The sequence below is a fragment of the Pseudozobellia thermophila genome (assembly GCF_900141855.1).
Lineage (GTDB): Bacteria > Bacteroidota > Bacteroidia > Flavobacteriales > Flavobacteriaceae > Pseudozobellia > Pseudozobellia thermophila.
Window position 1 is genome coordinate 477,113 of sequence record NZ_FQYU01000002.1, and the last position, 12,875, is coordinate 489,987.

Sequence of the window (12,875 nt, forward strand, 5' to 3'; positions counted from 1 at the left end):
CCACTTAACCTATAAATAATATTTAACAGTGAACAAACACATAAGTAAAGTAGCGGTTATAGGATCCGGTATTATGGGAAGCGGTATCGCTTGCCATTTTGCCAATATCGGAGTAGAGGTTCTCCTTCTGGATATCGTTCCAAGGGAACTGAACGACAAAGAGAAAAAAAAGGGATTGAGCCTTGACGACAAGGTGGTTCGCAACCGGTTGGTAAACGAGTCGCTCGCTTCCGCCTTAAAGTCGAAGCCCTCGCCCATCTATCATCAAAAATTCGCTTCGCGGATTACCACGGGCAATCTGGAGGACGATATTTCCAAAGTGTCCGAAGTGGATTGGATCATCGAGGTCGTCGTTGAGCGGCTCGACATTAAAAAGCAGGTTTTCGAAAACCTGGAAAAACACCGTACCCCAGGTACCCTCATAACCTCAAACACCTCGGGTATTCCGATCAAGTTCATGTCGGAAGGCCGTAGCGAGGATTTCCAAAAACACTTTTGCGGCACCCACTTTTTTAATCCGGCCCGTTACCTCAAACTTTTCGAAATCATTCCCGGGCCAAAGACCTCCCCTGAGGTTTTGGAGTTCTTGAACGGTTATGGCGAAAAGTTCTTGGGAAAAACCTCGGTAGTCGCCAAAGACACACCTGCCTTTATTGGCAACAGGATCGGTATTTTCAGTATCCAGAGCCTATTTCATATGGTAAAGGAATTGGGTATGACCGTCGAGGAGGTCGACAAACTTACCGGCCCCGTTATCGGTAGGCCCAAGTCGGCCACCTTCCGCACCGTCGACGTCGTCGGCCTCGACACCTTGGTACATGTGGCCAACGGAATTTATGAAAATTGCCCCGACGATGAGCGGCACGAACTGTTCAAATTGCCCGATTTCATCGATACCCTAATGGAGAACAAATGGTTGGGAAGTAAAACGGGACAAGGGTTTTATAAAAAATCGAAAGACAAGGACGGAAAGACTGAAATCCTCACCCTGGACCTCGATACCATGGAGTACCGGTCAAAGAAAAGTGCCAAGTTCGCCACGCTCGAACTGACCAAGACCATCGACAAGGTCATCGATCGCTTTCCTGTACTTACGGCCGGGAAAGACAAGGCCGGGGAGTTCTACAGAAAGAGTTTCGGACAGCTTTTCGCCTACGTATCGCACAGAATTCCCGAAATATCGGATGAGCTGTATAAAATAGACGATGCCATGAAGGCCGGTTTCGGTTGGGAACACGGCCCTTTCCAGATTTGGGACGCCGTAGGCCTTGAAAAAGGTCTCGAGTTCATAAAATCGGAAAACCAGGAAGCCGCGGCTTGGGTCGAGGAAATGAAGGCTTCCGGAGTGGATTCGTTCTATACGGTAAAGGACGGTGCGACCTATTTCTATGACATTTCGAAAAAAGCCATGGAAAAGGTGCCCGGACAAGATGCCTTTATCATTCTAGACAACATCCGAAAGACCAAGAAAGTTTTCAAAAACAAAGGGGTCGTCGTTGAAGACCTGGGCGATGGCATACTCAACGTAGAATTCCAGTCCAAAATGAACACCATCGGCGGCGATGTGCTCGCCGGCCTGAACAAGGCCTTGGATATGGCCGAAAAAGACTACCAAGGCTTGGTCGTGGGCAACCAAGCGGCGAACTTTTCGGTCGGCGCCAATATCGGAATGATCTTTATGATGGCCGTCGAACAGGAGTACGACGAATTGAACATGGCCATCAAAATGTTCCAGGATACGATGATGCGCATGCGCTACTCCTCCATTCCAACCATTTCCGCACCCCATGGAATGACCCTTGGCGGAGGCTGCGAACTCTCCTTGCATGCCGACAAGGTCGTTGCCGCTGCTGAGACGTATATCGGTCTGGTAGAATTTGGTGTCGGTGTGATACCCGGAGGGGGCGGTTCCAAGGAATTTGCCGTCCGTGCCCAAGATACCTTTAAGAAAAACGACGTTGAGCTAAACGTATTGCAGGAGTATTTCTTGACCATAGGAATGGCCAAGGTATCCACATCGGCCTACGAGGCCTACGACTTGGGTATTTTACAACCCGGAAAGGATATTGTCGTGGTGAACAAAGACCGCCAGATTGCGACGGCAAAGGCCCATGCCCTGCTTATGGCGGAGGCCGGATACACCAAACCTATTAAAAGGAAGGACATCAAGGTTCTGGGCAAACAGGCCCTGGGCATGTTCTTGGTCGGTACCGATTCGATGGAAGCCAGCCACTACATCAGCGAACACGACAAGAAAATTGCCAATAAACTGGCCTATGTGATGGCGGGTGGCGATCTATCGGAACCTGCCCTGGTCGACGAGCAATACCTGCTCGACCTGGAGCGCGAAGCGTTTTTATCGCTTTGTACCGAAAGAAAGACGCTGGAAAGAATACAGCACATGTTGAAAACCGGTAAACCACTAAGAAATTAAAAAATGAAAACAGCATATATAGTAAAAGGATATAGAACCGCCGTTGGAAAATCGGGTAAAGGGGTGTTTCGGTTTAAAAGGGCCGATGAGTTGGCCGCCGAGACCATTCAGTACGTGATGGGGCAATTCCCAGGTTTTGACAAAAAGAGAATTGACGACGTTGTGGTCGGAAACGCCATGCCCGAAGGCTCCCAAGGTCTGAACATGGGCAGGTTGATATCGCTAATGGGGCTCGACATTGTCGATGTTCCCGGGGTTACCGTCAACCGGTTCTGCTCGTCGGGCCTGGAAACCATCGCTATCGCCACGGCCAAGATCCAGTCGGGAATGGCCGATTGCATCATTGCGGGCGGCGTCGAAAGTATGAGCTCGGTACCCATGACAGGTTTTAGGACGGAACTCAACTACGACCTCGTCAAGGCCGGCCATGAAGATTATTATTGGGGAATGGGAAATACCGCCGAAGCCGTGGCCCAGGAATTCAAGGTTTCACGCGAAGATCAGGACGAATTTGCCTACCATTCGCACCAAAAGGCCTTAAAGGCACAGGCCGAAGACCGTTTCCAAGACCAGATCGTTCCCATACAGGTAGAACAGACCTATATTGACGAAAAGGGCAAAAAAGCGACAAAAACGTACACCGTAACAAAGGACGAAGGCCCGAGAGCCGATACGTCATTGGAGGCATTGGCCAGGCTTAGGCCGGTTTTTGCCGCCAACGGAAGCGTTACGGCGGGCAATTCCTCGCAGACCAGCGATGGTGCCGCCTTCGTAATGATCATGAGCGAAGACATGGTGAAGGAATTGAACCTGGAACCCGAGGCACGCCTGGTGAGCTATGCCGCTGCCGGGGTAGAACCGAGAATTATGGGCATCGGACCGGTAAAGGCCGTTCCCAAAGCCCTGAAACAGGCCGGCCTTAAGCTGAACGACATTGAGCTGATCGAATTGAACGAGGCCTTTGCATCACAATCCCTCGCTGTTATCCGCGAACTCGGACTCAACAACGACATTGTCAACGTAAACGGGGGCGCCATTGCCCTTGGTCATCCCCTCGGGTGCACCGGCGGAAAACTTTCGGTCCAACTGTTCGACGAAATGCGCAAGCGCAACTTACAGGGCAAGCATGGCTTGGTTACCATGTGTGTGGGAACAGGACAGGGGGCCGCAGGCATTTTTGAATTCCTGAAATAGGAACACAAAAAGGTTTCCATAAGGGTTTTGCTACCCATATTCAGTATCGATAGTATTGTCTAAACACTTAAAATCAACAACATGAGTACCGATAAAATAGAAAAGGACATCTTACGAGGTGGTCAATTTTTGGTCAAGGAAACCCCTTGTGACGAGGTTTTCACCTTGGAAGACCTAAACGAAGAGCAACGCATGATGCGTGAAAGTACCAAAGAGTTCGTCGACCGGGAACTTTGGGCCGAATGGGAGCGTTTCGAGAAGAAGGATTACGCCTATACCGAAGCGTGCATGCGCAAGGCCGGTGAATTGGGCCTTTTAAGCGTGGCCGTGCCCGAGGCCTATGGCGGAATGGGCATGGGCTTCGTTTCGACCATGTTGGTCTGCGACTATATCTCGGGGGCCACAGGTTCGTTCAGTACGGCCTTCGGCGCCCATACGGGAATCGGCACAATGCCCATTACCTTATACGGCACCGAAGAGCAAAAGCGCAAATACGTCCCCAAACTGGCCTCGGGCGAATGGTTCGGCGCCTATTGCCTTACCGAACCGGGAGCCGGCTCGGATGCCAATTCGGGCAAGACCAAGGCCGTTTTATCTGAAGACGGAAAATACTATAGTATTTCAGGCCAGAAAATGTGGATTTCGAATGCCGGTTTCTGCAACCTGTTCATCGTTTTCGCCCGAATAGAAGACGACAAGAACATTACCGGATTTATTGTGGAAAATGATCCGGATAACGGTATCAGTTTAGGGGAGGAAGAGAAAAAACTAGGTATACACTCCTCCTCTACCCGCCAGGTTTTCTTCAACGAAACCAAGGTACCCGTAGAAAACATGCTTTCAGAGCGCGGCAATGGCTTTAAAATTGCCATGAACGCACTTAACATCGGCCGGATCAAATTGGCCGCCGCCTGTTTGGAAGCGCAGCGCAGAATCGTTACCGAAGGGGTCAAATACGCCAATGAAAGGGTTCAATTTAAAACCCCCATCATCAACTTTGGGGCCATCAAGGCCAAAATCGCCGATATGGCGGTAAATGCCTATGCCGGTGAGTCTGCCTGTTACAGGGCCGCCAAAAACATTGAAGATAGGATCGCCATTCGCCAATCGGAAGGAAACTCCCACCAAGAGGCCGAACTCAAGGGAGTGGAGGAATACGCCATTGAGTGCTCCATCTTGAAGGTTGCCGTTTCGGAAGACGTACAACAGACCACCGACGAAGGAATACAGATCTTTGGAGGTATGGGCTTTAGTGCCGACGCCCCTATGGAAAAGGCATGGCGCGATGCACGTATTGCACGTATCTACGAAGGCACCAATGAAATCAATAGGATGTTGGCCGTAGGAATGTTGGTCAAAAAGGCCATGAAAGGCCATGTCGACCTTCTGGGGCCCGCCACCGCCGTGGCCGACGAACTGATGGGCATACCTTCGTTTGACACACCCGATTTTTCCGAGGTGCTTTCCGAGGAAAAAGACTTGATAGCACGTTTGAAAAAGGTATTTCTGATGGTTGCCGGAAGCGCCGTTCAGAAATTCGGTCCCGAATTGGAAAAACACCAACAACTGATGCTTGCCGCGGCCGATATTCTTATTGAAATCTACATGGCGGAAAGCACTATCCTAAGAACGGAGAAAAACGTCAAACGCTTTGGCGAAGAGGCCCAGGCCACCCAAATAGCCATGGCCCAGCTCTACCTGTACAACGCCACAGAAACGGTCATCAAAAAGGGCAAGGAAGCCATTATTTCCTTTGCCGAAGGCGATGAGCAACGAATGATGTTAATGGGACTTAAACGTTTTACGAAATACACGAACAACCCCAATGTAGCGGCCTTGCGCATTCAAATAGCCGACAAGGTTGCAGCCGACAATGCTTATACTTTTGACTAATTCAAATACCTATCGTGTGTTTACACACAGAAAAACCGCCCATACGGGCGGTTTTTTGTTTTATACCTATCTAAAACGATCCTTACTCCCGCATAGATTCCAATATTTTTTCCTCGCTGTTCTTGTTCGAAAAATTAATGGCACATTCGATCAAGGCAAGGTGCGAATAGGCCTGCGGAAAATTGCCCAGCAGTCTTTTGCTCTTAAAGTCGATATCTTCACTAAACAGGCCCAAATGATTGCTGTAGCCCAACAAGCGGTCGAAATATTCCATTGCCTTTTCCTCCTGCCCGATCTTGAACAAGCTGTTGACGAACCAAAAGGTACATACGGTAAACGACGAGGAGGGCAGGCCAAAATCATCTTCGTTCTTATAGCGGTACAACAATCCATCGTTACTGAGCTCCCTTTCAATGGCCTCGACCGTACGCACGAACTTTTCGTGCTTGGCATCGATATACCCGTACGATTCCATCAAGAGTACCGAGGCGTCCAGGTGTTTCGACCCATAGGACTGGGTAAATGCCCCTACCTCCTCGTTCCAAGCGTTTTCGTAGATATCTTGCCAAATGGTATCGCGCAAGGGCTTCCATTTTGCGATCTTGTGGTGCTTGTTAAAAATTTTGGCCACCTTGATGGCCCGGTCAATGGCCGTCCAACAGAGCACCTTGGAAAAGGTAAAGTGCCTATCTTCCGAACGAAACTCCCATATGCCCTTGTCGGCTTCCTGCCAGTGTTTTTCAACAATCCAGACTATTCCTTTGGTAATCGTCCATATTTCCTCCCCGTTTTCGATATCGGTATTGAATTGAACCAATTGTTCGTAAATGACATCCATTAAAATGCCATAAATATCGTTTTGGCGCTGTATGTAGGCGGCATTTCCGACCCGAACCGGCTTCGACCCCTTATAACCACTGAGATGGTCCAAGGTTTCCTCCGTCAATATTTTTTCCTTGTTGATACCGTACATGATCTGCAACTTCTCGTCCTTGTCGGGAATCAGGTCGATTATAAATTGCAAATAGCGTCGGGCCACATTTTTATGCCCAAGTTCGGACACCACCTTGACCACCATCGAGGCATCGCGTATCCAGCAGAACCGATAGTCCCAATTTCTTACCTCGCCGATCGTTTCGGGCAAAGAGGTAGTGGCCGCCGCCAAGACGGCCCCCGTTTTATCGTAGCTCAAAAGCTTTAGGGTTATGGCACTACGGCTGATCTCTGCGTTGTATTTCTTGTATGTCGGGGTATTGTTGCTCCAATTAAGCCAATACACCTTGGTACGCTCCATTTCAAGGTATATTTTTTCGGTATTGGGCATTAGGATCTTTTCGTTGTACCCCATTAAGAAATAACCGTCCTCGGTAATTTCGATTTCACGTCCCTCGACTACCGCATTCTTATTGAACGAGGTGTACAAAAAAACCGTATCGAATTTCACGGCATGGGTAAGGCTTGCCAAAAAATTATGCTTTACGTAAGTTTCGGTCGCTCCCAGGGCATATTCGAGTTTGGGGTCGTAATGCACCCTGAACTTGGGCCTTCCCGATACCAGTTTTATATACCGGACAATTTCGGGTGGCGAGTGGTAACCGCCCGAAACCTTATGGTAACGCGGCATAAAATCGTAGACCTCAAAGGCATTTTCGCCATCGGAAAACGAGGTGCGCAACAAGGCCGTATGTTCGATGTAGCTTTGGTCTATGCGGTAACTTTCGTCTACGATAAAACCAAAACTCCCCCCGATCTCCTCATCCAGGAGTTTTGCAAATACGGATGACGAATCAAATTCGGGCAGGCAGCACCAGTCGATACTTCCCGTTTTGGATATAAGGGCCGCACTTCGGCAATTTCCTATAATTCCATAATCTAAATTATCCATTCAATAAAATTATTGATTCATAAGGGTATCGAATTGTTATTACCCTTCTTTTTCACGAAATTTAGAGAAATAAACTTCAAAACAAAGTAAAACTTGCAATTTATGGGCAAAACTATCATAATCTCAAATAGACTTCCTGTTCAATTACAAATCAGCAACGGAGACATTACAGCCATTCCCAGTGTGGGCGGCCTGGCAACCGGAATGAAATCGGTACACTCCGGGGGCGATAGTCTATGGATCGGGTGGAGCGGACTCACCGATGAGGAAATACCCAAGGCCCTGGCGCCCAAGATAGACAAGGCCCTAAGCGAGCATGGCTCGTCAAAGGTCAATTTGACGGCCGACGAAGTCGACGGCTTCTATTTCGGCTTCAGCAACCGTACCATATGGCCCCTCTTCCACTACTTTCTGGAGTACTCCGAATTTGAACTTGACAATTGGAACATATACAAACAGGTCAACCAAAAGTTTGCGGATGCCATTCTCAAGGTTGCGAACGACGATGACATTATTTGGGTACACGACTACCAATTAATGCTGGTCCCGCAAATGGTCAGGGAAAAGAAACCCAATATTTCCATTGGCTTCTTTTTACACATTCCCTTTCCTTCCTTCGAAATATTCAGGACCCTTCCGTGGCGTGAAGAAATCCTCGAAGGCCTTTTGGGTTCCGACCTAATAGGGTTTCACACCTACGATTACGAAAGGCATTTTTTAAGTTCGGTCAGAAGGTTGTTGGGCCTCGAAGTGAGCTTCAACGATATTCATATGGACGAAAGGGTGATCAAGGTCGATTCCTTCCCCATGGGTATCGATTACAAGAAGTTCAGTGAAGCGGCGCTTAAAAACCAAAATACCCCGCCCGGGGAGCAATCGGAACTTCAAAGGCGTCTGTACAAACACAAAAAGACCGATCCCGATGCCAAATTTTTTCTTTCCATCGATAGGCTCGACTATACAAAGGGCATTGCCAAGCGATTGAACGCATTTGAGTATTTTCTCAACAAATACCCCCAATACAAAGAAAAGGTACGCCTTATTATCCTCGCCGTGCCCTCCCGGTCGAACGTCCCCCAGTACCAATTGCTAAAAAGGGAAATAGACGAACTTGTGGGCCGCATTAACGGCGAATTCTCTACCGTAAGCTGGACCCCGATATGGTATTTCTATCGATCCATGCCCTTTGAAAACCTTATCGACCTGTACACCACCTGCGACATTGCCTGGCTAACCCCCATCCGCGACGGGATGAACCTCGTGGCCAAGGAATATATCGCTACGAGAACCGACCGCACCGGGGTTCTTATTCTCAGTGAAATGGCCGGTTCGGCCAATGAAATGAACGAGGCCATCTTGATCAACCCCAATAATTTTGAACAAACGGCCGATGCCCTGAACCAGGCCATTACCATGCCCGTTGAAGAGCAACAGGAACGAAACCGGGTACTTCAGAAGCGACTCGAACGTTACAATGTCGAAAAATGGGCAAACGATTTTATGGGGTCGTTATTAGACCAAAAAGAAAAGGATTTCAGCCATGTGGCCAGAAAACTATCGGTAGATTTAATGAATACCATCGTCAAGGACTATAAATCGGCCCGTAAAAGGCTTTTGTTCATCGATTACGACGGAACCTTGGCCGGTTTTTACAAAGACCCCCAAAAAGCGGGGCCCGACCCAGAGCTCTACGAACTGCTCGACCTTATTTCGTCGCAAGAAAACACTGAAATGTTCTTAATAAGCGGACGCGATAAGGAAACGTTCACCAAATGGTTCTTGCCCAAAAAATACAATATGATCGTCGAACACGGGGTTTGGCTTTCAAGGAATGGGGAAGAATTTAAAATGATCGAAAACGTCAAAAAAGACTGGATGGAAAAAATACTTCCGGTACTCGAATCCTTTGTCGATCGGACACCGGGTAGCTTTATCGAGGAAAAAAACTACTCCTTGGCCTGGCATTACAGAAACACCGACCCCGATTTTGGCCAAAAAAGGGCCAGTGAGCTCAATACCGTACTTACCAGCCTGATCGGAACCGACGACCTCAGCGTCTTAAACGGCAATAAGGTAATGGAAATCAAGAGCAGCAACGTCAATAAAGGCCGTGCCGCCATGCGTATGTATGCCGAAGACGATTACGATTTTGTGTTTTCGATCGGTGACGACTGGACCGACGAATTTATGTTTATGGAATTGCCCGAAGATTCGATTACCGTTAAGGTAGGCCGTCAAAAAACAAATGCCCGCTACTATGTCGAAAGTGTAAAGAACGTAAGGTCTTTGTTGAAACGCTTTGTATACTAACTCGGCGATAGCGGTAGATCGACGTGTATAAAGGCACATGGGGCAAGCCCGATCGGCCTTAAAGAACATCCCGAAAAACGGGGGCCAAGCCAATTGGTCCCCGTTTTTTCGTTTCGCCTAAGCGGATAGATAGGTGGTATTAGGTCAATATAAAAAACGGCCCGTTTTGTAATTCGACAGAATATCAGCGACAAAACAGCACAGCCTAGTGCCCCGTTGTCCCCGCTTGAGGTAATTTAGCCAATCGAGCGGGTAAAGTTGCCCTTGATTTAATAGATAGAAAAACTGATTGAAGCCCAAACCCCACATACTCCCTGTAATTATCGCCTCGCAATTCGCCTGTACCTCGTTGTGGTTTGCCGGCAACGCCATCGTGGGGGAGCTTGCCACCAAAACGGGACTAGGCCCCGAAATTATCGGATATGTACTTTCATCCGTACAATTCGGGTTTATCATAGGTACCTTGGCATTCGGTCTTTTTATGGTGGCCGACCGGTTTTCGCCTTCCCGGGTATTTTTGGTCTGTTCGGTTTTGGCGGCCCTGTGCAACTTTTGCCTGCTTGCTGAAAACTTGTCCAAATGGACGCTCCTCCTTGCCCGTTTCGGTACGGGTTTTTTCCTTGCCGGCATCTATCCCGTAGGCATGAAGATAGCCGCCGATTATTATCGGGAAGGCTTGGGCAGGGCCTTGGGCTATCTGGTAGGCGCCCTGGTTCTGGGAACCGCATTCCCCTACTTCGTCGGGGGAACAAGCACGGGCGGCGATTTTACCCGGGTAATCCAAACAACCTCGGTACTTTCCCTGACCGGCGGTTTTGCGCTCTGGGCCTTGGTGCCCAACGGACCGTATCGCAAACCCAGTGCCCGGCTTAACCTGGGCGCAGGCCCCTTGCTCTTTAAGCTCCCTGCTTATCGGCAAGCCGCTTTCGGCTACTTTGGCCATATGTGGGAGCTATATGCCTTTTGGGCCTTTACCCCGCTGGCCGTAACAACCTATAACAACCTAAGTGGTTCCGGAATGCCCGTGTCATTGGTTACCGGAACCGTCATCGCCTTGGGCGGACTCTCCTGTGTATTGGGCGGATGGGTCTCTTTGCGGGCGGGAAGCCGCAACGTGGCCGTCGTATCCCTTGCCGTATCCGGGCTCCTATGCATACTATCGCCCCTACTCTTCGCATTTCCCCTACCCCTGTTTTTGATGGGATGGCTACTTTGGGGCATGGCGGTAACGGCCGATTCGCCCCAGTTCTCCAACTTGATAGCCGCTTCCGTCCCTCCCGAACTCAAAGGCACCGCCCTCACCCTGGTCAATTGTATCGGTTTTGCCATTAGCATCCTTAGCATAGAAACCGTATCGGTTTTAGTACAAAATTATAATCCGTCCTACGCTTTTATTATCTTGGCCCTCGGACCGCTATTTGGCCTTCTCCATATAGGAAGAAAACACGTATCGGACAAGCCGAGCAAACCTGATTAAAACTTTTAGCAAATGAAACATTTTACGACATTTCTGGTCCTTCTGGCCTTTACCGGTGCCATGGGACAGGAATTCACCGAACAAGACACCCTACGGGGAAGTATCACCCCCGAACGCGAGTGGTGGGACCTCAACTATTACCACCTCGATGTCGCCGTAGACCCCGACAAAAAGTTCATTTCGGGAAGCAATACCATCCGCTACAAGGTGCTGAAGAAAAACCAAGTGATGCAAATCGACCTTCAGCCCCCCATGAAAATAGAAAGAGTGACCCAAGAGGGCAAGGAACTCGAGGTGGTCCATAAGGGCAACGCCCACTTCGTTCACCTGATAAAAAAACAGAAAAAGGGCGACTACAACGAAATCAAGGTGTTCTATTCCGGCCACCCCAGGGAAGCCGTCCGTGCCCCATGGGACGGTGGGTTTTCATGGAAAAAAGACAAGAACGGCAAGGATTTTATCGCAACCTCCAACCAAGGTTTGGGGGCGAGCGTCTGGTGGCCGAACAAAGACCATATGTACGACGAGGTAGACAGTATGCTGATCAGTGTGAAGGCACCAAAGGGATTGATGGACGTCTCCAACGGCAGGTTGCGAAAGGTGGACAGGGACACCAATACCTACCACTGGTTCGTTTCGAACCCCATCAACAATTACGGGGTAAACATCAATATCGGCGACTACGTACATTTTGGCGAAAAGTACGAAGGGGAAAAAGGCACCCTCGACATGGATTACTACGTACTCCGCGATAACTTGGAAAAGGCCAAGGAACACTTTAAGGATGCCCCTAGAATGATGAAGGCCTTTGAACATTGGTTCGGTCCCTATCCCTTTTACGAAGACAGCTTTAAACTGGTTGAAGTGCCTTACCTCGGTATGGAACACCAAAGTTCGGTAACCTATGGCAACCAATATATGAAAGGCTACCTCGGCAGGGACCTGTCCGGTACCGGGTGGGGACTCAAATTCGATTTTATCATCATCCACGAAGCGGGGCACGAATGGTTCGCCAACAACATTACTTATAAGGACATTGCCGACATGTGGGTACACGAAGGGTTTACCGCCTATTCGGAAAATTTGTTTATCGACTACTATTACGGCAAGGAAGCTTCGGCCGATTACGTCGTCGGTACACGGTCGAACATTCAAAACGACAAGCCCATAATCGGCCCCTACGGTGTAAACACCGAAGGCTCGGGCGATATGTACTACAAAGGGGCCAACATGCTGCATACGATCAGGCAATTGGCGGGCGACGACGAGAAATGGCGGCAAATCCTTAGGGGACTCAACAAGGAATTTTACCACCAAACGGTAACTACCCAACAAATAGAGGACTATATTTCGACCCAATCGGGCATCGACCTTTCAAAAGTGTTCGACCAGTACCTCCGTACGGCCATGATCCCCGTTTTTGAATATAAGGTCGACGGCAAGCAATTGAAGTACCGCTATACCAATACCGTCGATGGCTTTCAGATGCCGCTCGATATTTGGGTCGATGGAAAGTCCCATACCCTTACCCCTACCGCCGAATGGAAAACACGGGAGCTAAGGGGCGACCTTTCCACCTTGCAAGTAGACCGCAATTATTACGTAGACCACAAGCAAGTAAAATAAACGCCTAGACATAAAAAAGCGGCCCACATTGGCATGTGGACCGCTTTTCTTGTTTT

The 12,875-nt window shown here is 49.1% G+C and carries 7 protein-coding genes; 6 read left to right on the plus strand and 1 reads right to left on the minus strand.

What is annotated here, in order from left to right; genetic code table 11:
* Positions 1 to 28 precede the first annotated feature (28 nt).
* The 3 genes from BUB37_RS07530 to BUB37_RS07540 all read left to right on the plus strand — a co-directional run bounded on the left by BUB37_RS07530 (position 29) and on the right by BUB37_RS07540 (position 5,521).
* Positions 29 to 2,434 (plus strand): 3-hydroxyacyl-CoA dehydrogenase/enoyl-CoA hydratase family protein, encoded by a 2,406-nt coding sequence (locus BUB37_RS07530; protein WP_072991217.1) that lies wholly within the window; start codon positions 29 to 31, stop codon positions 2,432 to 2,434.
* 3 nt (positions 2,435 to 2,437) lie between these two features.
* Entirely contained in the window at positions 2,438 to 3,628 is a 1,191-nt protein-coding gene (locus BUB37_RS07535) for an acetyl-CoA C-acyltransferase (RefSeq protein WP_072991220.1), read from the plus strand.
* Positions 3,629 to 3,709: 81 nt separating this feature from the next.
* A complete protein-coding gene (locus BUB37_RS07540; protein WP_072991223.1) occupies positions 3,710 to 5,521 on the plus strand; it encodes an acyl-CoA dehydrogenase family protein in 1,812 nt (603 codons plus the stop codon).
* Positions 5,522 to 5,603: 82 nt separating this feature from the next.
* Here the strand turns inward: BUB37_RS07540 and BUB37_RS07545 are convergent, their stop codons facing one another.
* Positions 5,604 to 7,406: a glycoside hydrolase family 15 protein gene (locus BUB37_RS07545; RefSeq protein WP_072991226.1), complete on the minus strand. Its 1,803-nt coding sequence runs from the start codon at positions 7,404 to 7,406 to the stop codon at positions 5,604 to 5,606.
* A gap of 102 nt (positions 7,407 to 7,508) precedes the next feature.
* Between BUB37_RS07545 and BUB37_RS07550 the strand changes: the two genes are divergently transcribed.
* The 3 genes from BUB37_RS07550 to BUB37_RS07560 all read left to right on the plus strand — a co-directional run bounded on the left by BUB37_RS07550 (position 7,509) and on the right by BUB37_RS07560 (position 12,819).
* Entirely contained in the window at positions 7,509 to 9,716 is a 2,208-nt protein-coding gene (locus tag BUB37_RS07550; protein ID WP_072992635.1) for a bifunctional alpha,alpha-trehalose-phosphate synthase (UDP-forming)/trehalose-phosphatase, read from the plus strand.
* Positions 9,717 to 10,005: 289 nt separating this feature from the next.
* On the plus strand, positions 10,006 to 11,193 hold the full coding sequence (locus BUB37_RS07555) for an MFS transporter (protein ID WP_072991229.1): 1,188 nt from the start codon (positions 10,006 to 10,008) through the stop codon (positions 11,191 to 11,193).
* 12 nt (positions 11,194 to 11,205) lie between these two features.
* Positions 11,206 to 12,819 carry a M1 family metallopeptidase gene (locus BUB37_RS07560; protein WP_072991232.1) on the plus strand — a complete coding sequence of 538 codons (1,614 nt, stop codon included), beginning with the start codon at positions 11,206 to 11,208 and terminating at the stop codon, positions 12,817 to 12,819.
* Positions 12,820 to 12,875 lie beyond the last annotated feature (56 nt).

Excerpts from the sequence above, each read along its gene's own strand:
- BUB37_RS07540 (WP_072991223.1), top strand. The coding sequence starts at position 3,710 with ATGAGTACCGATAAAATAGAAAAGGACATCTTACGAGGTGGTCAATTT.
- BUB37_RS07560 (WP_072991232.1), top strand. The coding sequence starts at position 11,206 with ATGAAACATTTTACGACATTTCTGGTCCTTCTGGCCTTTACCGGTGCC.
- BUB37_RS07550 (WP_072992635.1), top strand. The coding sequence starts at position 7,509 with ATGGGCAAAACTATCATAATCTCAAATAGACTTCCTGTTCAATTACAA.
- BUB37_RS07545 (WP_072991226.1), bottom strand. The coding sequence starts at position 7,406 with ATGGATAATTTAGATTATGGAATTATAGGAAATTGCCGAAGTGCGGCC.
- BUB37_RS07535 (WP_072991220.1), top strand. The coding sequence starts at position 2,438 with ATGAAAACAGCATATATAGTAAAAGGATATAGAACCGCCGTTGGAAAA.